The organism is Klebsiella sp. Sb-30 (assembly GCF_057652795.1).
In genome coordinates, this window is record NZ_CM172749.1 from 3,696,326 (window position 1) to 3,715,651 (window position 19,326).

A 19,326-nucleotide genomic window follows, 5' to 3' on the forward strand; every position below is an offset into this window, starting at 1 on the left:
GCTTACCCCTTATTGCTTTCGCTGCTGGTAAACGCCTGACGGTGCAGAATCGCGGTGAACTCTTCCATAAAGTTGTCATAGTTCAGTTCAAGTTTGTTCACACGCTGGTTCAAACGGTTGTAGGCCATAACCGCCGGAATTGCCGCAAACAGACCGATTGCCGTGGCGATCAGCGCTTCTGCGATACCCGGTGCAACCATCTGCAGAGTCGCCTGTTTCACCGCACCAAGTGCGATAAAGGCATGCATGATCCCCCAGACGGTACCGAACAGGCCGATGTACGGGCTGATGGACCCCACGGTTCCGAGGAACGGAATGTGCGTCTCCAGCGTCTCGATCTCACGGTTCATCGAGATGCGCATGGCGCGCGACGCCCCTTCAACCACCGCTTCTGGCGCATGGCTGTTTGCGCGATGCAGACGAGCAAACTCTTTGAAACCGCTGTAGAAAATTTGTTCCGACCCCACCAGGTTATCGCGACGCCCCTGGCTCTCCTGATACAGGCGAGAAAGCTCAATACCCGACCAGAACTTGTCTTCAAAGGCTTCCGCCTCGCGGCTTGCCGTGTTGAGGATGCGCGTTCTCTGAATAATAATGGCCCAGGAAGCGATAGAAAAACCAATCAAAATCAACATGATAAGTTTAACCAGAAGGCTCGCCTTCAGGAACAAATCAAGGATATTCATGTCAGTCACTGCTTAAACTCCGCGACAATAGACTTGGGAAGCGCACGAGGCTTCATTAAGAGTGGATCAACGCACACAATGAGAACCTCAGCTTCGTTCAAAACTGTATTCTCTGCGTTGACGATTCGCTGCGTGAAAACCAAAGAGGTACCTCTCATCGAGGTGATTTCCGTCTGGATTTCGAGCATGTCGTCGAGTCTGGCGGGCGCAAAATATTCCAGCGTCATTTTGCGAACCACGAAGGCAACTCGTTCAGCCAGCAAAACCTGCTGACTGAAGTGATGGTGGCGCAGCATCTCTGTGCGTGCTCTTTCATAAAAAGCGACGTAACTGGCGTGGTAAACCACACCACCGGCATCGGTATCTTCATAGTAGACACGAACCGGCCATCGAAACAGCGTTGTATTCACTTTACATCCCGGTAATGCAAAAAAAGATTAGTGCTTTCAAACTTCGCTACTATACGCGCGGGGAACGTGGTTTGGAATGGGGGAAAGTAAACAGCGAGTAAATTTTTATGGGCTTATGCAAGCCCATGAGGTTAACAGAGTTCTCTTATTCTCTTCTCTTTCAAAAGAAGAAAAAAAACAGCCCCGTGATGAGTACAATATCAGCGATAAGTGGACAAAAAATCCCTTGCCAGTGAATGGCATGCGGACGGAAGCCCACGCCGTGAATAACCCCGGCGCACACGGCCCACATCAGCAAGAAGCCGTGCCAGATCTCCAGCTCACTGGTCTTTGCCGCAAAGCGCGACGGATCCCAGAAAATGCAGCCCGCCAACAGCAGTGCCATCAATAGGGAAAGCGCCCTTAACGGGCGCTTATCCATTATCGCGTAAAGGGTCGCGATAATTTTACTCATCAGTGTTCTTCTTTACCTGCTTTGGTGCTTTCCACGTGCTCAAGCGCTAACGCGGTGATAACCCCAAAGGCACAGGCAAGAAGCGTTCCCAAAATCCATGCGAAATACCACATATCTAGCTCCTTACCTTAATACAACGAGTGGGTGTTCTTTTCGATGTCTTCGCGGGTAATGCGACCGAACATCTTCCAGTAACACCAGGTGGTGTAACCCAGAATAATCGGCACGAAGACAATCGCCACGTAGGTCATCAGGTTCAGCGTTCTTTGGCTGGAGGTTGAATCCCACATGGTCAGACTAACGTTCATCATCGTGCTGGACGGCATGATGAACGGGAACATCGCAATCCCGGCGGTCAGAATGATGCAGGCTAGCGTCAGAGAAGAGAAGATAAACGCCAGAGCGCCCTTCTCCATCCGCGAGGTCAGGATAGTCAGCAGCGGCAATACCACGCCCAGTGCCGGGATAGCCCACAGCGAAGGCATATTATTGAAGTTCACCAACCATGCACCAGCCTGACGAGTCACTTCTTTGGTCAGCGGGTTAGATGGCGCAGAGTGGTCGATAGCCGAGGTGACCACATAACCGTCGATCCCGTATACCACCCAGACACCGGCCAGCAGGAAGCAAACCAGCGTCACCAGTGCCGCAACCTGAGAGGTCGTGCGGGCACGCAGGTGCAGCTCACCAACGGTACGCATCTGCAGGTAGGTAGCCCCCTGCGTCAGAATCATCGCCACGCTAACAATACCGGCCAGCAGACCAAACGGGTTCAGCAGCTGGAAGAAATTACCGGTGTAGTACAGGCGCATATATTCATCCATATGGAACGGTACGCCCTGCAGCAGGTTCCCGAACGCCACGCCAATCACCAGCGGCGGTACGAAGCTACCGATGAAGATGCCCCAGTCCCACATGTTGCGCCAGCGGGTATCTTCAATCTTCGAGCGGTAGTCAAAACCCACCGGACGGAAGAACAAAGCGGCCAGCACCAGAATCATCGCCACATAGAAGCCGGAGAACGCGGCGGCATAGACCGTCGGCCAGGCAGCAAACAGTGCTCCGCCGGCGGTGATCAGCCACACCTGGTTTCCGTCCCAGTGCGGAGCGATGGAGTTAATCATGATTCGACGCTCGGTGTCATTACGACCGAGGAAACGGGTGAGCATGCCCACCCCCATGTCGAAGCCATCGGTGACGGCGAAACCAATCAGCAGAACACCGATCAGTAGCCACCAGATAAAACGCAATACTTCATAATCGATCATTTGACGACTCCTGTCTTAGCGTGCCGGCTGAGTAGTCGTGGAAGACTGCTCGTAGTGGTAGCGACCGGTTTTCAGGCTGCTTGGTCCACGGCGTGCGAATTTGAACATCAGATACAGCTCCGCGACCAGGAACAGGGTGTACAGACCGCAAATCAGCAGCATCGAGAAGATCAGGTCACCGGCGGTCAGGGACGAGTTCGCTACCGCGGTAGGCAGTACCTCACCTATCGCCCACGGCTGACGACCATATTCCGCGACGAACCAACCGGACTCGATAGCGATCCACGGCAGAGGAATTGCGTACAGCGCAATGCGCAGCAGCCATTTCTTCTCGCCAATTTGGTTACGGATAACGGTCCAGAACGACGCCGCGATGATACCGAGCATCAGGATGCCGCAGGCCACCATAATACGGAACGCAAAGTACAGCGGCGCAACGCGAGGAATAGAGTCTTTCGTCGCCATAGCAATCTGCGCTTCCGTCGCGTCAGAGACGTTCGGGGTATAGCGTTTCAGCAGCAGACCGTAGCCCAAATCTTTCTTCACGCTGTTGAATTCATCGCGTACAGCCTGATCGGTTGAGCCTGCGCGTAGCTCTTCCAGCAGGGTGTAAGCTTTCATCCCGTTACGAATACGCGCTTCGTGCTGTGCCAGCAGGTCTTTCAGACCAATAACCGGCGTATCCACGGAACGAGTGGCAATAATGCCCAACGCATAAGGAATTTGGATTGCGAAGTGGTTGGTTTGCGCATCCTGGTCCGGAATACCAAACAGGGTAAAGGCAGCCGGAGCTGGCTGTGTTTCCCATTCGGCTTCGATGGCCGCAAGTTTAGTTTTCTGCACGTCACCCATTTCGTAACCGGATTCATCACCGAGCACGATAACGGAGAGAATCGCCGCCATACCGAAGCTGGCAGCAATGGCAAAGGAGCGTTTAGCGAAAGCGAAGTCGCGACCGCGCAGCATATAGTAGGAGCTGATACCCAGGACGAACATTGCGCCGCAGACGTAGCCGGATGCGACGGTATGGACAAATTTCACCTGCGCAACCGGGTTCAGAACCAGCTCGGAGAAACTGACCATCTCCATACGCATGGTTTCAAAGTTGAAATCCGAGGCGATCGGGTTTTGCATCCAGCCGTTCGCCACGAGGATCCACAATGCAGACAAGTTGGAACCCAGTGCCACCAGCCAGGTCACCGCCATGTGCTGAACTTTGCCCAGACGATCCCAACCGAAGAAGAACAGACCTACAAAGGTAGATTCGAGGAAGAAGGCCATCAGACCTTCAATGGCCAGAGGCGCACCGAAGATATCGCCCACGTAGTGAGAATAATAAGACCAGTTTGTCCCGAACTGGAACTCCATGGTCAACCCGGTTGCTACACCCAGCGCAAAGTTGATACCAAACAACTTGCCCCAGAACTTGGTCATATCTTTATAAATCTGTTTGCCGGAAAGGACGTAAACCGTTTCCATGATGGCCAGCAGGAACGCCATACCGAGCGTCAGTGGCACAAAAAGGAAGTGGTACATCGCGGTCAAGGCAAACTGTAAGCGCGACAGTTCGACTATATCTAACATCATGACTCCTTGCTCATCGCATGAAGACTCCGAGAATGAACCCTGCACACCGGGTTCATACGCATGCCCCAATACAAAATAACTTGCATCCCGCTTCGTTACCGTTTCGTCGCCAGATGAAACAGCTCCTCGCAAAGGTTACAAATACGTTAACGAAAAACCCAATTGATTCCCCAATATATTACGCCGCAATAACCTTACAATAAACAGGATTTTATTGAATCAGTTTTACATTTACGACGGTGATCAATATATAGCGAAAATGCCTGATTTAGGCCAATTTGATTGGCGACAATTTAACGTTTTTTTGTGGTTTTTTCCAAGTTTTAAGTATTGATATAAATCAATTTTTCCCGCTCATGTTAATTATGTATCCCAACAAAGAATAATGGTGAAGGTAATGTTAAATATATGTTTAAAGCATACCAATAATGGTTACTAAAAAGAGAGATATGAGAAGTATAGGTAATATGATTTAACTTTAAGTCGTATCGTATGAAAAAAAATAGCGATCTGATTAATGTTAGACGCTTCACAGTATTTTTTCCTGATAGACAGCATCAATTAAATCATAATTTTTATCTTTTCATTTTCAGGTAAGAAATAGCAGTGAGAATCATTCCCTCTTCTGCCGAAAAATAGCGGGTTATTATTTTAAAAAAAGGTGTTAAATCAATACAATAGAAGTGGTTTTTCCGGATAACGGCGATCTGCCACGGCAAAAGTGCGCCGCGGGGACCGTTGAAACGGCGGCAAAGAGAGGCATAAAAAAGGCCACCTGACGGTGGCCAACCATGTCGAAATCGGACATTTAACTGCTCAGCTTGAGCAGAGAGGGTTTACTTAATGATTGATTTCAGCGCTTCGCCGATATCCGCCAGGCTACGAACGGTCTTCACGCCCGCCGCTTCCAGCGCAGCAAATTTCTCATCAGCCGTGCCTTTACCGCCTGCGATAATGGCGCCCGCGTGGCCCATACGCTTGCCTTTCGGCGCGGTCACACCGGCGATGTAACCGACAACCGGCTTGGTGACGTGATCTTTGATGTAAGCAGCCGCTTCTTCTTCCGCGCTACCGCCGATCTCACCGATCATCACGATCGCTTCGGTCTGCGGGTCTTCCTGGAACAGCTTCAGGATATCGATGAAGTTAGAACCCGGGATCGGGTCGCCGCCGATACCGACGCAGGTAGACTGGCCGAAACCGTAATCGGTGGTCTGCTTAACCGCTTCATAGGTCAGCGTACCGGAACGGGAAACGATCCCCACTTTACCCGGCTGATGAATGTGACCCGGCATGATGCCGATTTTGCATGCGCCTGGGGTGATAACGCCCGGGCAGTTAGGGCCGATCATGCGAACGCCGGCTTCATCCAGCTTCACTTTCACCGTCAGCATATCCAGCGTCGGGATACCTTCGGTGATGGTGATGATCAGCTTAATGCCCGCATCAATAGCTTCCAGAATGGAGTCTTTGCAGAACGGGGCCGGAACGTAGATAACGGTCGCGGTTGCGCCGGTTGCTTCAACGGCTTCGCGCACGGTGTTAAACACCGGCAGACCCAGGTGAGTGGTGCCGCCTTTGCCTGGCGTAACGCCGCCGACCATTTGAGTGCCGTAAGCAATGGCTTGTTCAGAGTGGAAAGTCCCCTGGCTACCGGTGAAGCCCTGGCAGATAACCTTGGTGTTTTTATCAATTAAAATGGACATTATTTCCCCTCCACTGCGGCAACAACCTGCTGTGCTGCGTCCGTCAGACTTTTCGCTGCAATAATATTCAGGCCGCTGTCAGCCAGTTTCTTCGCGCCCAGTTCGGCGTTGTTCCCTTCCAGACGTACGACAACCGGTACGTTTACGCCAACTTCTGCTACCGCGCCGATGATGCCGTCAGCGATCAGGTCGCAACGCACGATACCGCCGAAGATGTTAACCAGTACGGCTTTAACATTGCTGTCGGAAAGAATGATTTTGAACGCTTCAGTCACGCGCTCTTTGGTTGCGCCGCCGCCAACGTCGAGGAAGTTAGCCGGTTCGCCGCCGTGCAGTTTAACGATGTCCATGGTGCCCATTGCCAGGCCCGCACCGTTAACCATACAACCGATGTTGCCGTCCAGCGCAACGTAGTTCAGTTCCCACTGTGCAGCCTGCGCTTCACGCGGGTCTTCCTGAGACTGGTCGCGCATTTCACGCAGATCCGGCTGGCGGAACAGCGCATTGCCATCGGCGCCCAGTTTGCCGTCGAGGCAGATCAGGTCGCCCTGCTTAGTGATAACCAGCGGGTTAATTTCGATCAGCGCCAGGTCGCGCTCCAGGAAGATAGTCGCCAGACCCATAAAGATTTTGGTGAACTGCTGAACCTGCTTACCTTCCAGACCCAGTTTGAACGCCAGCTCGCGTCCCTGGTAAGGCATCGGGCCTGCCAGCGGATCGATCGCAATTTTGTGGATCAGGTGCGGGGTTTCTTCCGCCACTTTTTCGATTTCCACGCCGCCTTCGGTGGAGGCCATGAACACTACGCGACGGGAGCTACGGTCAACAACCGCACCCAGATACAGCTCTTTGGCGATATCTGTCGCTGCTTCAACCAGAATCTGGTTAACCGGCTGGCCGTTGGCGTCTGTCTGGTAGGTCACAAGGCGTTTGCCCAGCCAGTGCTCAGCAAATGCGCGAATGTCTTCTTTACTGTTAACTACTTTCACACCGCCCGCTTTACCGCGGCCACCAGCGTGAACCTGACATTTCACTACCCACGGACCCGCACCGATTTTTGATGCGGCTTCTTCTGCTTCGCGCGGAGTAGTACAGGCATAACCCACCGGCGCCGGTAAACCATAGCGGGCAAACAGTTGTTTTGCCTGATATTCATGTAAGTTCATGTGTTCAGTCCATCCTTCAGGGAATAATTATCTTTAAACCTGTAGGCCTGATAAGACGCGCTAGCGTCGCCATCAGGCATCTCATCAACGCCGGATGGCGGCGTAAACGCCTTATCCGGCCTACGGTAGGTAATACTCTTGCTGACTACACGTCCAGCAGCAGACGAGTCGGGTCTTCCAGCAGCTCTTTGATAGCAACCAGGAAGCCTACCGATTCACGTCCATCGATCAGACGGTGGTCGTAAGAGAGCGCCAGGTACATCATTGGCAGAATTTCTACCTTGCCATTGACCGCCATCGGGCGATCTTTAATGGCATGCATACCCAGAATGGCGCTCTGCGGTGGGTTGATGATTGGCGTGGACATCAGAGAACCGAATACGCCGCCGTTGGTAATGGTGAAGTTACCGCCGGTCAGGTCATCTACGGTCAGCTTGCCGTCACGGCCTTTCACTGCCAGCTCTTTAATATTCTTTTCGATATCCGCCATGCCCAGCAGGTCAACATCACGCAGAACCGGAGTCACCAGACCGCGCGGCGTAGAGACCGCCATGCTGACGTCGAAGTAGTTGTGATACACCACATCATCGCCATCGATAGAGGCGTTCACTTCCGGATAGCGTTTCAGCGCTTCAACCACGGCTTTCACGTAGAAGGACATAAAGCCCAGACGGATACCGTGACGTTTTTCGAAGGCATCGCCGTACTGCTTACGCAGATCCATAATCGGCTTCATGTTGACTTCGTTGAAGGTCGTCAGCATGGCGGTGGAGTTCTTCGCTTCCAGCAGACGCTCGGCAACGCGTTTGCGCAGGCGGGTCATCGGAACGCGTTTTTCAGAACGGTGGCCCAGTTGCGCAACCGGTGCTGCCGCAGCGGCAGGCGCTTTGGCTTCGGTTTTAGCCGGTGCCGCCGCCAGATGTTTCTCAACATCTTCACGGGTCAGGCGGCCGCCGACGCCGGTGCCTTTAATGGCTGCGGCATCGAGGTTGTGTTCAGCCAGCAGACGGCGAATCGCCGGGCTGAGGGCATCATTGCTCTGCTCTTCCAGAGAGGCCTGCTGACGCTGAGCCGGGGTGGACTCTTTAGCGTCGGCTTTCGCCGCGGACTCTTTACCCGCGCTGTTGCCTTCACGCAGGCGACCGAGGATCTGGCGAGAAAGTACGGTTGCACCTTCGTCTTCCAGCACTGCATCCAGAATGCCGTCCGCTGAAGCCGGTACTTCCAGTACCACTTTGTCAGTTTCGATTTCCACCAGCACTTCATCACGCTGGACGCTATCGCCCGGTTTTTTATGCCAGGTCGCAACCGTCGCGTCAGCTACGGACTCAGGCAGATCGGGAACCAGAATATCTACGCTACTCATTATGTATCCTTTAATTAATCGACGTTCAGCGCGTCATTGACCAGATCTTGTTGCTGTTTCTGGTGAACGGACATATACCCTACCGCCGGAGAGGCGGAGGCCGGGCGGCCTGCGTAACGCAGAGAGGCCCCAAACGGAATCACTTCGCGGAAGTGATGCTGGCTGCAGTACCACGCGCCCTGGTTGAGCGGTTCTTCCTGGCACCAGACAAAATCATGCACGTGAGCGTAAGGCTTCAGCGCTTCCTGTACCGCCTGATGCGGGAACGGATAGAGCTGCTCTATACGCACGATAGCGACATCTTTTTGGTCGTTCTTACGGCGTTGTTCCAGCAGATCGTAATAAACCTTACCAGAGCACAGGACAACACGCTTCACCGCTTTCGGGTCGAGGTCATCGATTTCACCGATGGCCGGCAGGAAGGTGCCGTTCGCCAGCTCGTCCAGGCTGGAGACCGCCAGCGGATGGCGCAGCAGAGATTTCGGCGACATCACCACCAGCGGACGACGCATACCGCGCAGCGCCTGACGACGCAGCATGTGGTAAACCTGAGCCGGAGTCGATGGCACACAAACCTGCATATTCTGTTCAGCACACAGCTGCAGATAGCGTTCCAGACGCGCGGAGGAGTGCTCCGGGCCCTGGCCTTCGTAGCCGTGCGGCAGCAGCATGACCAGGCCACACATCCGGCCCCACTTCTGCTCGCCGGAGCTGATGAACTGATCGATCACCACTTGAGCGCCGTTAGCAAAGTCACCGAACTGCGCTTCCCAGATAGTCAGGGTGCGCGGTTCCGCAGTGGCGTAGCCGTATTCGAACGCCAGCACCGCTTCTTCAGAAAGCACGGAGTCCCAGACTTTGAAATGCTCCTGGCCGTTATGCACATGCTGCAGCGGCGTGTAGGTCGAACCGTTCACCTGGTTATGAATCACGGAATGGCGGTGGAAGAACGTACCGCGACCGGAGTCTTCACCGGACAGGCGAATCGGAATCCCTTCATCAACCAGCGTGGCGTAAGCCAGGTTTTCCGCCGCCCCCCAGTCGAACAGCTTCTCGCCGGCGGCCATCGCCTGGCGATCGCCATAAATCTTCGCCACGCGAGACTGCATTTCAATGCTGTCCGGCACAGTGCTAATGCGTTTAGCCAGCTCCTGCAGACGTTTCATCTCGACTTTACTCGGGTAGCTCTCATCCCACTCGTGGTTGAGGTACGGTGACCAGGTAAAGGAGTGCAGGTTCATCGGACGCCATTCCTCAACCACGCATTCGCCGGCATCCAGCGCATCACGATAGAGGTTAACCAGTTCGGTCGCATCTTCCAGGGTCGACACTTTGTCCTGCTCAAGTTTGTCGGCGTAGATTTTGCGCGGGGTCGGATGTTTTTTGATTTTCTGATACATCAGCGGCTGCGTTGCGCTCGGCTCGTCGGCTTCGTTATGGCCGTGACGGCGGTAGCACACCAGGTCGATGAAGACATCGCGTTTGAAGGTATTACGGAAATCCAGCGCCAGGCGGGTAACGAAAGCAACGGCTTCCGGATCGTCCGCGTTCACGTGGAAGATCGGCGCCTGAACCATTTTACCGATATCGGTGCAGTATGGCGTGGAGCGCGCATCCAGCGGGTTCGAGGTAGTGAAGCCCACCTGGTTGTTGATAACGATACGTACGGTTCCGCCCACTTCGTAGCCACGCGCCTTGGACATGTTCAGGGTTTCCTGAACCACGCCCTGACCCGTCACTGCGGCGTCGCCGTGGATAGTAATCGGCAGCACTTTATTGCTGCTCGGCTCGTCGAGACGATCGAGACGCGCGCGAACCGACCCGATAACCACCGGGCTGACGATTTCGAGGTGTGACGGGTTAAACGCCAGCGCCAGGTGCACCAGGCCGCCTTCGGTTTCCATGTCAGAAGAGAAGCCCATGTGGTACTTCACGTCACCGGTGCCGAGGTGTTCTTTATGCTTGCCCGCGAACTCGTCGAACAGGTCCTGCGGTTTTTTGCCCAGAACGTTAACCAGCACGTTCAGACGACCGCGGTGCGCCATGCCGAGCACCACTTCACGGGTGCCGCTTTTGCCAGCGTGACGGATCATCTCTTTGAGCATCGGGATCAGCGCATCGCCGCCTTCCAGCGAGAAGCGTTTGGCGCCCGGGAATTTCGCGCCGAGGTAACGTTCCAGGCCTTCGGCTGCTGTCAGCTCGGTCAGGAAACGTTTCTTCTCGTCAGCGGTAAAGCTGGCTTTCCCTGCTACCGACTCAATACGCTGCTGAATCCAGCGTTTCTCTTCGGTAGAGGTGATGTGCATGTATTCCGCGCCGATAGCGCCGCAGTAGGTTTGTTTGAGCGCGGCAATCAGCTCGCCCAGTTTCATCGTATCTTTGCCGATAGCAAATGAACCTACGTTATAGCTTTCCTGGAAATCGGCCTCGGTCAGATCGTGGTATGCAGGATCGAGATCCGCCACTCTCTCTTGCTTCCACAGTCCCAGCGGATCGAGATTCGCATGCTGGTGACCACGGAAGCGATATGCGTTGATGAGCTGCAGGACTTTAACCTGCTTCACATTGGTATCAGGGTCGGAAATCGAAGAAGTGTAACGTGAGGCATCCTTCGCCAGTCGACGGAAATAATCACGCGTTTTCGAATGAAATTGATCCGGTTTGACTCCGGTGCCAGGTAACTGCTGGAACATAGAACGCCAGTTGGCGTCAACAGAGTCAGGATCGGTTAAGAAGTCTTCATAGAGCTGTTCTATCCAGCTCTGGTTCGAACCAGAGAGGTAAGAAGAGTCCAGCCAGGCTTTCATTGCGCCGTTCTGCATCGTGATCCCTTAAGCATTTATATGCTTATTTCGCCGTAGAAACTACCACGCACAGCAATTGTACGTGCCGGGGTTCACTTGTTGCGGACGAGTTGTGGCTTCTGCATCCGCGAAGGAACCTTTAAAAACTGCCATTAATCTTCGGCGTTCAGGCTGCGGTTGCGTTAGCTGCCTTCACTTACCCCGATCACATAGTTCACTATGCTCCCTGGGATGCGTTCAGTTGCCGCCTTACCTCGCTCTGAACGCCTTGATTACTGGTACATATTTGGCGGTTTTTAAAGATTTCCTGCCATCCCCTTCATACTTCAAGTTACATGTGCGTTGGCTTTCCTCACTCACCCCAGTCACTTACTTGAGTAAGCTCCTGGGGATTCGCGGCGTCGCCGCCTTCCTGTAACTCGAATTATTTAGGGTATTCATTTCCCGGCGGCACAAACGCTGCCGGGGCTACTGCTTCGGGTAGCCCGGATAAGCGATAGCGCCATCCGGGACAGACCGGGTTACTTACGCACTGCGCTGCAGCAGCATCGACTTAATATGGCCGATGGCGCGCGTCGGGTTAAGCCCTTTCGGACATACACTGACGCAGTTCATGATGCTGTGACAGCGGAATACGCTGAAAGCATCGCTTAACCCTTCCAGACGGCTGTCGGTTTCGGTATCGCGGCTGTCAATCAGGAAACGATACGCAGCCAGCAGACCTGCCGGGCCGATAAACTTGTCCGGATTCCACCAGAACGACGGACAAGAGGTTGAACAACATGCGCAAAGAATACACTCGTACAGACCATCGAGTTTTTCGCGCTGCTCTGGCTTCTGCAGATGCTCGCGAGCCGGAGGATTTTGCCCATTATTCAACAAGTAAGGCTTAATCTTCTCATATTGTGCATAGAATTGCCCCATGTCTACAACCAAATCGCGGATAACCGGCAAACCGGGCAGCGGACGGATGACAATTTTCTTACCCGGCTGATTCAGCGCGGAGATCGGCGTGATACACGCCAGACCATTCTTACCGTTCATGTTCAGACCGTCGGAGCCACAGACCCCTTCACGGCAGGAACGACGAAATGAGAGCGACGGGTCTTTTTCTTTCAGCTGCATCAGGGCATCCAGCAGCATCATGTCACGACCTTCTTCCGCTTCGAGGGTGTAATCCTGCATGCGCGGAGCATCGTCAACGTCCGGGTTATAACGATAAATTGAAAACTCTAGTTTCATTTTCCTGTCTCCGCATTAATAAGTACGAATCTTCGGCGGGAATGCCGGACGCAGTTTCGGTTCCATATTGACGCTACGACGCGTCATGGATTCCGACTCTGGCAGATACAGGGAATGGCACAGCCAGTTTTCGTCATCACGATCCGGGAAGTCGAAGCGGCTATGCGCGCCGCGGCTTTCGGTACGGAAGTTTGCAGAAACCGCGGTGGCATAGGCAGTTTCCATCAGGTTATCCAGCTCCAGGCACTCAACGCGCTGGGTGTTGAACTCGCTGGAGGTGTCATCCAGGCGCGCATTTTTCAGGCGCTCGCGGATCGCTTTCAGCTGCTCAAGCCCTTTGGCCATCGCATCGCCTTCGCGGAATACCGAGAAGTTATGCTGCATACACTCTTGCAGCGCTTTGCGGATTTCCACCGGATCTTCGCCGTTACGGTTACCGTTCCAGCGGTTCAGACGTTCAAGGGACGCGTCGATTTCGGCTTCGGTCGCGTCAAGCAGATCGCCCTGCTCGGCAATCGACTCCTGCAGATGCAGACCGACCGCACGACCGAACACCACCAGGTCAAGGAGGGAGTTGCCGCCCAGACGGTTCGCGCCGTGGACCGATACGCAGGCAATTTCGCCGACGGCGAACAGGCCAGGAATCACCACATCTTCGCCCTGCTCGTTCACGGTCAGCGCCTGACCGGTCACTTTGGTCGGAATACCGCCCATCATGTAGTGGCAGGTTGGGATAACCGGAATCGGCTCTTTCACCGGGTCGACGTGGGCGAAGGTACGTGAAAGCTCCAGGATGCCCGGCAGACGGGATTCCAGAACCTCTTTACCCAGGTGGTCCAGTTTCAGCTTCGCATGCGGGCCCCACGGGCCGTCACAGCCGCGACCTTCACGGATTTCGATCATGATGGAACGCGCCACCACGTCACGACCCGCCAGGTCTTTCGCATTCGGGGCATAACGCTCCATAAAGCGCTCGCCGTGTTTGTTCAGCAGATAACCGCCTTCGCCGCGGCAGCCTTCTGTCACCAGAACCCCCGCACCGGCGATACCGGTCGGGTGGAACTGCCACATTTCCATATCCTGCACCGGCACGCCGGCGCGAATCGCCATCCCGACGCCGTCACCGGTGTTGATGTGGGCGTTAGTTGTGGACTGGTAGATACGGCCTGCGCCGCCGGTTGCCAGCACGGTCGCACGGGCTTTGAAGTAAACCACCTCACCGGTCTCGATGCACAGCGCGGTACAACCTACCACCGCGCCATCGGCGTTTTTCACCAGATCCAGCGCATACCACTCGGAGAAAATGGTGGTGTGGTTTTTCAGGTTCTGCTGATAAAGGGTATGCAGCAGCGCGTGACCGGTACGGTCAGCCGCCGCAGCGGTACGTGCCGCCTGTTCGCCGCCGAAGTTTTTCGACTGGCCGCCAAACGGACGCTGATAAATGGTGCCATTCTCCAGGCGGGAGAACGGCAGCCCCATATGGTCAAGCTCCAGAATCGCTTCCGGGCCGGTCTTACACATATATTCGATGGCGTCCTGGTCACCGATATAATCGGAGCCTTTCACCGTGTCATACATATGCCATTCCCAGTTATCTTCATGGGTATTACCGAGCGCCACGGTGATGCCACCCTGCGCGGAAACGGTATGGGAACGGGTAGGGAACACTTTAGAGAGCAGCGCACAGGTCTGGCCGCTCTGGGAAATTTGCAGCGCCGCGCGCATACCTGCGCCACCGGCACCAATCACAACTGCATCAAATTCTCTGACAGGCAATTTCATCACACACCCCACACCACAACAAATCCATAAAGAACGTAAGCCACCAGCGCAACAACGATAACCAGTTGCAGAATTAAGCGTACAGCCAGCGGTTTAACGTAGTCCGTCAACACCTGCCACATCCCGATCCAGGCGTGAATCAGAATGGACACGAGGGCTAACAGGGTGAAGACTTTAGTGAATGCGGAGGAGAAAAAGCCCGTCCAGACTTCCCAGGAAATTTCACCGGTGGTGGCAAAAAAGCCGACCATGTAGATGATGTAAAGGGTCAGAACGATGGCGGTAGCACGAACCAGAATGAAGTCATGTACGCCGTTGCGTCCCAGTGCTGAGGCGTTGCTTACCATACGAGGACTCCTGCGAGAAGTGAAAGCACGACAGTAATAACAAAAGAAATCTTAGCGGAGCGTGTCCCTACTTCGAGGGTTTCTTCCAGGTAGCCAAAATCCATCAACAGGTGGCGGATACCGACAACGGCGTGGTATGCCAGCGCGGTCAGGATGCCCCACATGATGAACTTCACAAAGAAGCTATCCATGATGGAAGACGCAACGAGGAAACCTTCTGGAGAGGAAAGGCTGGTGCCCAGCAACCAAAGCAGAATCCCGACCGCCACGAAGGTGATCACACCGGAAACGCGATGGAGAATGGACGCTATCGCTGTGATTGGGAACCGGATCGTTTGCAGATCCAGATTGACAGGTCTTTGTTTTTTCACATTTCTTACCATGAATAACGCCCACATGCTGTTCTTATTGTTTCCTTCCTCCGGTCTGCTTGCGGGTCAGACAGCGTCCTTTCTATAACCTGTGGTCATGATAAAACCCCTTTTCAAGAGCTAAAACGTGACCAGACAACGCTGGGTGGCTCGGGATTGCAGGGTGTTCCGGAGACCTGGCGGCAGTATAGGCCGTTCACAAAATCATTACAATTAACCTACATATAGTTTGTCGGGTTTTGTCCGGAACAGTGATCGATGTCACGATAACAACATTATTTTAAATTTTAATCACCTGATTTGACAAATATTAAACATTCTTGTTACAACCATTACCAGATAAATGCAATAATGCTCAAAAGTTATGGGGTCACTCTTTCACCTGAGAATAAGTTATGCAACAGTGTGATGGTATTGACCGATGTAATCAGGACAGTTATTAGTGGTATACAGATTTTTAAATTCGGACTGCTAAAACGCTGATTTGCTGCTGTTTCGTCGTAGGCTGAAGACGTACCATCAAGCGCCTTTGCTCTGTACCCTGCAATTTCCGCTGACGCAGAGCTGTGTGCAACATAACAAACTGGTAACGTAGTCAGGCACGGGCCGAAGGCAAATCCACACCCGGCAGTCTTACGCAATAAAGGCGCTAAGGAGACCATAAATGTCTGATGCTAAAGCAAAAATCACCCTAGGCGGTGATACTGCTATTGAACTGGATGTGCTAAAGGGCACGCTCGGTCAGGATGTTATTGATATTCGTAGTCTTGGATCAAAAGGCGTATTCACCTTTGACCCTGGTTTCACTTCCACCGCATCATGTGAATCTAAAATCACCTTTATCGATGGTGATGAAGGTATCCTGCTCCACCGTGGTTTCCCGATCGATCAGTTAGCGACCGAGTCCAACTACCTCGAAGTGTGTTACATCCTGCTGAACGGTGAAAAGCCGAACCAGGAACAGTACAACGAATTCAAGACCATCGTTACCCGCCACACCATGATCCACGAGCAGATTACCCGTCTGTTCCACGCGTTTCGCCGTGACTCTCACCCGATGGCGGTGATGTGCGGTATCACCGGCGCGCTGGCCGCGTTCTATCACGACTCCCTGGATGTCAACAATCCGCGCCACCGTGAAATCGCCGCCTATCGCCTGCTGTCCAAAATGCCGACAATGGCAGCAATGTGTTACAAATATTCAATCGGCCAGCCTTTCGTTTATCCGCGCAACGACCTCTCTTACGCGGGCAACTTCCTGAATATGATGTTCTCCACGCCGTGTGAAACCTACGAGGTTAACCCGGTACTGGAACGCGCCATGGACCGTATCCTGATCCTGCACGCTGACCACGAACAGAACGCATCCACCTCCACCGTCCGTACCGCAGGTTCTTCTGGCGCGAACCCGTTCGCCTGTATCGCTGCGGGCATCGCCTCCCTGTGGGGACCGGCGCACGGTGGCGCGAACGAAGCTGCGCTGAAGATGCTGGAAGAGATCAGTTCCGTTGAGCACATTCCGGAATTTGTCCGTCGCGCGAAAGACAAAAACGACTCTTTCCGTCTGATGGGCTTCGGCCACCGCGTGTACAAAAACTACGACCCGCGCGCCACCGTAATGCGTGAAACCTGCCATGAAGTGCTGAAAGAACTGGGCACCAAAGACGATCTGCTGGAAGTGGCCATGGAACTTGAGCACATCGCGCTCAACGACCCGTACTTCATCGAGAAGAAACTCTACCCGAACGTCGATTTCTACTCCGGTATCATTCTGAAAGCGATGGGTATTCCGTCCTCCATGTTTACCGTTATCTTCGCGATGGCGCGTACCGTAGGCTGGATTGCTCACTGGAACGAAATGCACAGCGACGGCATGAAAATCGCGCGTCCGCGTCAGCTGTATACCGGCTACGAAAAACGCGACTTCAAATCCGACGTGGCCAAAGGCTAAGTTCGATCCTGAAGACAAAAAACGCGTCTGCGAACGTCATGCTGGCCACTTAAGGTGGCCAGCTTTTTTTTTGTTTATCGTGGACCAGGGCGATGCCGGTAAACGGTGGTTGGCGCGAAAGTAATTTTCGTACTTCGGGGCATGTGTTCTGTGGAATATTCCGTTCTCGTGAGGTTCCGCACGCGACTGTTTCCTGCGCGACAGGTGAACGGGCGGGAACGCAGGCGCACATCCAGGACTGACCGCCAGGACGGTGGTCAGAGGATCGGTCGAGACAGGGATGTCGAGTCCGGCCCGGTCCGCCAGATGAAGCCGGAGTGGAGCATACCGCGTAGCGGCCGTTTTCAGCGCAATGCCGGGGGGCATGGGGGGCGAGCGAAACGCCCCCCATGCCGTTCACCCGCAGCGGGTGTAAGAAAAGTGGCGGATTCACCGTGAACGGAACATGCCACAAAAGTGAACGATATACTCCACGGAACCCACGCGATAGACCCTTTTCGCACAAACCAGCGTAAAAACAACATCTCTGGCTTAACAGCGAACGACGGGACAGAAACTCCTGCAAAGATGTTGAAAACCTGACTGCGTCGCATAAAAAATCGGCAATCTCATTGAGATAACTGACTCTTACACCACTGCCACACCACTGCCGGATTGGTCAACCGACCCGTAAACGCCCGGCACGAAAGACGGGCACGATAGCTTAAAAAGCGAACAACGTATCGCTAATGCTGGCACCCCGGACACCAGTAAAACGGTCGCGACGCGAGCATCGTTTTCTCGATAATCCCGCCGCAGCGCTCGCAGATTTCGCCATCACGATGGAAAACGTTAAAGCGGAACAGCGCGCCATGATGTTTATTCTCATCCACCGCCCCGCGGGTGCGATACGACAGGCGCGGAATATCCAGCAGCGCATGGGCCAGGGCGTCGAGCTGCTTATCATCGAGCGCCGATGCGTTATGCCGCCCGCTCAACCCGACCTGCCAGAGAATCTCCACCCGTAAATAGTTTCCCAGTCCGGCCAGAAACGCCTGATCCAGCAACAAAGCGGAAAACTGCCGTCGGCGGAATCTGGCCGACAGCAGGCGAGCTTTGACCGATTCCGTGGTCAGCGTCATATCCAGCACATCGGGTCCAACCCGCAATAAAAACGGATGGGTAGCCAGCTGCTCCGGCGTCAGAATAGCGATATCCGACGCGCTATAGAGCAAAATCGCCTTCTCCGCCGTCTGCAGCCTGACCCGCAGCACGCGGTTGCTGACCGGCTGTTCGCCCGCCTCCACCACGCGCCAGACGCCGTACAGCTGATTATGACTGTAGAGCGTCAACCCGCCGGAGAAATGCGTCAGCAGCGCTTTGCCGCGGGTTTCTATGTGGGTTACCCGCTGGCCCACCAGCGGAGCCTGATACACCTGCAGCTGCGGAAAAGCGAACCAGACATCGGTAAGAGGTTCGCCTTTGACCGCCGCCTCCAGGCTATCCGCCGCGCGGCGGATCTCCGGACCTTCCGGCATAATAGCGTCCTTCTGTTAGTGCGTCGCACCGCCGACAATTTTCACATCCCCCTCCTGGCGCAGGGAGACGGCAATCGCCGTCTCCAGCGCCGCACGGACCGTTTGTACCGCCATACTCGCCTCACCCGGATGGGCGGCCGCCTGCTCCGGGAGGTACGGAATATGGATAAAGCCGCCTTTTGCCCCGCTTCGCCCGTTTAATGCATGCAGCAGACCATACATCACATGGTTGCAGACGAATGTCCCCGCCGTTTGCGACACCGATGCCGGTATGCCCTGCTCGCGCAGCGCCGCGACAATTGCTTTCACCGGCAGGCTGCTGAACCAGGCCGCCGGACCGTCGGCCACTACCGGCACGTCAACCGGCTGCTGGCCTTTATTATCGGCAATACGCGCATCATCGACGTTTATCGCGACACGTTCGACGGTAATATCGACACGACCACCCGCCTGCCCGACCGCTATCGTTAACACCGGTTGATGCTCATCCAGCGCCGCATACAGCGCCGTCAGGGCCTCACCAAATACACAGGGCAGCTGTCGCGCGACCACGCGCTCACCGGCCACCATCGCGCCATCAAGCTGCTTCACCACTTCCCATGAAGGGTTCACCGCCTCACCGCCAAAGGGTTCAAACCCGGTGATTAATACGCCCGCCATCTTTCCTCC

18 protein-coding genes are annotated in these 19,326 nt (G+C 54.4%); 2 read left to right on the plus strand and 16 right to left on the minus strand.

Annotated features, from left to right (window positions below; all coding sequences use genetic code 11):
* Nucleotides 1–2: 2 nt before the first annotated feature.
* The 14 genes from tolQ to sdhC form a co-directional block, all read right to left on the minus strand.
* A complete protein-coding gene (gene tolQ / locus AC236I_RS17295; RefSeq protein WP_004859692.1) occupies nucleotides 3–695 on the minus strand; it encodes a Tol-Pal system protein TolQ in 693 nt (230 codons plus the stop codon).
* Nucleotides 692–1,096, minus strand: coding sequence for a tol-pal system-associated acyl-CoA thioesterase (gene ybgC, locus AC236I_RS17300; RefSeq protein WP_004859689.1), 405 nt, complete (start codon nucleotides 1,094–1,096; stop codon nucleotides 692–694). The genes tolQ and ybgC overlap by 4 nt, the downstream gene beginning before the upstream one ends.
* Before the next feature lie 160 nt (nucleotides 1,097–1,256).
* A complete protein-coding gene (gene ybgE, locus AC236I_RS17305; protein WP_004859687.1) occupies nucleotides 1,257–1,550 on the minus strand; it encodes a cyd operon protein YbgE in 294 nt (97 codons plus the stop codon).
* Entirely contained in the window at nucleotides 1,550–1,663 is a 114-nt protein-coding gene (gene cydX, locus AC236I_RS17310) for a cytochrome bd-I oxidase subunit CydX (RefSeq protein ID WP_004859685.1), read from the minus strand. Before cydX ends, ybgE begins: the two co-directional genes overlap by 1 nt.
* 15 nt (nucleotides 1,664–1,678) lie before the next feature.
* On the minus strand, nucleotides 1,679–2,818 hold the full coding sequence (cydB, locus tag AC236I_RS17315; protein WP_004859683.1) for a cytochrome d ubiquinol oxidase subunit II: 1,140 nt from the start codon (nucleotides 2,816–2,818) through the stop codon (nucleotides 1,679–1,681).
* Nucleotides 2,819–2,833: 15 nt separating this feature from the next.
* Nucleotides 2,834–4,402, minus strand: coding sequence for a cytochrome ubiquinol oxidase subunit I (gene cydA / locus AC236I_RS17320; protein ID WP_004859682.1), 1,569 nt, complete (start codon nucleotides 4,400–4,402; stop codon nucleotides 2,834–2,836).
* A gap of 839 nt (nucleotides 4,403–5,241) precedes the next feature.
* Nucleotides 5,242–6,111 carry a succinate--CoA ligase subunit alpha gene (sucD, locus tag AC236I_RS17325; protein WP_004859678.1) on the minus strand — a complete coding sequence of 290 codons (870 nt, stop codon included), beginning with the start codon at nucleotides 6,109–6,111 and terminating at the stop codon, nucleotides 5,242–5,244.
* Nucleotides 6,111–7,277 carry an ADP-forming succinate--CoA ligase subunit beta gene (gene sucC / locus AC236I_RS17330; RefSeq protein WP_004859677.1) on the minus strand — a complete coding sequence of 389 codons (1,167 nt, stop codon included), beginning with the start codon at nucleotides 7,275–7,277 and terminating at the stop codon, nucleotides 6,111–6,113. The genes sucD and sucC overlap by 1 nt, the downstream gene beginning before the upstream one ends.
* A gap of 145 nt (nucleotides 7,278–7,422) precedes the next feature.
* Entirely contained in the window at nucleotides 7,423–8,643 is a 1,221-nt protein-coding gene (odhB, locus tag AC236I_RS17335; RefSeq protein ID WP_004859675.1) for a 2-oxoglutarate dehydrogenase complex dihydrolipoyllysine-residue succinyltransferase, read from the minus strand.
* A 14-nt stretch (nucleotides 8,644–8,657) separates the two neighbouring features.
* On the minus strand, nucleotides 8,658–11,465 hold the full coding sequence (gene sucA / locus AC236I_RS17340) for a 2-oxoglutarate dehydrogenase E1 component (protein WP_004859672.1): 2,808 nt from the start codon (nucleotides 11,463–11,465) through the stop codon (nucleotides 8,658–8,660).
* Between the two features lie 507 nt (nucleotides 11,466–11,972).
* Entirely contained in the window at nucleotides 11,973–12,689 is a 717-nt protein-coding gene (gene sdhB, locus AC236I_RS17345) for a succinate dehydrogenase iron-sulfur subunit SdhB (protein ID WP_004859670.1), read from the minus strand.
* Nucleotides 12,690–12,704: 15 nt separating this feature from the next.
* Nucleotides 12,705–14,471 (minus strand): succinate dehydrogenase flavoprotein subunit, encoded by a 1,767-nt coding sequence (gene sdhA / locus AC236I_RS17350; protein ID WP_004859668.1) that lies wholly within the window; start codon nucleotides 14,469–14,471, stop codon nucleotides 12,705–12,707.
* On the minus strand, nucleotides 14,471–14,818 hold the full coding sequence (gene sdhD / locus AC236I_RS17355) for a succinate dehydrogenase membrane anchor subunit (RefSeq protein ID WP_004859665.1): 348 nt from the start codon (nucleotides 14,816–14,818) through the stop codon (nucleotides 14,471–14,473). Before sdhD ends, sdhA begins: the two co-directional genes overlap by 1 nt.
* Nucleotides 14,812–15,216 carry a succinate dehydrogenase cytochrome b556 subunit gene (sdhC, locus tag AC236I_RS17360; protein WP_004859662.1) on the minus strand — a complete coding sequence of 135 codons (405 nt, stop codon included), beginning with the start codon at nucleotides 15,214–15,216 and terminating at the stop codon, nucleotides 14,812–14,814. Before sdhC ends, sdhD begins: the two co-directional genes overlap by 7 nt.
* A 324-nt stretch (nucleotides 15,217–15,540) precedes the next feature.
* Here sdhC and AC236I_RS17365 point away from each other — a divergent pair, with 324 nt between their 5' ends.
* Nucleotides 15,541–15,672: a hypothetical protein gene (locus AC236I_RS17365; RefSeq protein ID WP_418325369.1), complete on the plus strand. Its 132-nt coding sequence runs from the start codon at nucleotides 15,541–15,543 to the stop codon at nucleotides 15,670–15,672.
* Nucleotides 15,673–15,853: 181 nt separating this feature from the next.
* The gene (locus AC236I_RS17370; RefSeq protein WP_004859660.1) at nucleotides 15,854–17,140 is read left to right on the plus strand and encodes a citrate synthase; all 1,287 of its coding nucleotides are present in this window, start codon (nucleotides 15,854–15,856) and stop codon (nucleotides 17,138–17,140) included.
* A 725-nt stretch (nucleotides 17,141–17,865) separates the two neighbouring features.
* Here AC236I_RS17370 and nei read toward each other — a convergent pair.
* Together nei and pcp are read right to left on the minus strand one after the other, a co-directional pair.
* Nucleotides 17,866–18,657, minus strand: a complete 792-nt coding sequence (gene nei / locus AC236I_RS17375; RefSeq protein ID WP_048024578.1) for an endonuclease VIII — start codon at nucleotides 18,655–18,657, stop codon at nucleotides 17,866–17,868.
* 15 nt (nucleotides 18,658–18,672) lie between these two features.
* Complete coding sequence (gene pcp, locus AC236I_RS17380) at nucleotides 18,673–19,317, minus strand: pyroglutamyl-peptidase I (protein WP_004859654.1); 645 nt, start codon at nucleotides 19,315–19,317, stop codon at nucleotides 18,673–18,675.
* Between the last annotated feature and the right edge of the window lie 9 nt (nucleotides 19,318–19,326).

Coding starts and splice junctions, on each gene's coding strand:
- ybgE (WP_004859687.1), bottom strand. CDS start 1,550: ATGAGTAAAATTATCGCGACCCTTTACGCGATAATGGATAAGCGCCCG.
- cydX (WP_004859685.1), bottom strand. CDS start 1,663: ATGTGGTATTTCGCATGGATTTTGGGAACGCTTCTTGCCTGTGCCTTT.
- cydB (WP_004859683.1), bottom strand. CDS start 2,818: ATGATCGATTATGAAGTATTGCGTTTTATCTGGTGGCTACTGATCGGT.
- cydA (WP_004859682.1), bottom strand. CDS start 4,402: ATGTTAGATATAGTCGAACTGTCGCGCTTACAGTTTGCCTTGACCGCG.
- sucD (WP_004859678.1), bottom strand. CDS start 6,111: ATGTCCATTTTAATTGATAAAAACACCAAGGTTATCTGCCAGGGCTTC.
- sucC (WP_004859677.1), bottom strand. CDS start 7,277: ATGAACTTACATGAATATCAGGCAAAACAACTGTTTGCCCGCTATGGT.
- odhB (WP_004859675.1), bottom strand. CDS start 8,643: ATGAGTAGCGTAGATATTCTGGTTCCCGATCTGCCTGAGTCCGTAGCT.
- sucA (WP_004859672.1), bottom strand. CDS start 11,465: ATGCAGAACGGCGCAATGAAAGCCTGGCTGGACTCTTCTTACCTCTCT.
- sdhB (WP_004859670.1), bottom strand. CDS start 12,689: ATGAAACTAGAGTTTTCAATTTATCGTTATAACCCGGACGTTGACGAT.
- sdhA (WP_004859668.1), bottom strand. CDS start 14,471: ATGAAATTGCCTGTCAGAGAATTTGATGCAGTTGTGATTGGTGCCGGT.
- sdhD (WP_004859665.1), bottom strand. CDS start 14,818: ATGGTAAGCAACGCCTCAGCACTGGGACGCAACGGCGTACATGACTTC.
- sdhC (WP_004859662.1), bottom strand. CDS start 15,216: ATGTGGGCGTTATTCATGGTAAGAAATGTGAAAAAACAAAGACCTGTC.
- AC236I_RS17365 (WP_418325369.1), top strand. CDS start 15,541: ATGCTCAAAAGTTATGGGGTCACTCTTTCACCTGAGAATAAGTTATGC.
- AC236I_RS17370 (WP_004859660.1), top strand. CDS start 15,854: ATGTCTGATGCTAAAGCAAAAATCACCCTAGGCGGTGATACTGCTATT.
- nei (WP_048024578.1), bottom strand. CDS start 18,657: ATGCCGGAAGGTCCGGAGATCCGCCGCGCGGCGGATAGCCTGGAGGCG.
- pcp (WP_004859654.1), bottom strand. CDS start 19,317: ATGGCGGGCGTATTAATCACCGGGTTTGAACCCTTTGGCGGTGAGGCG.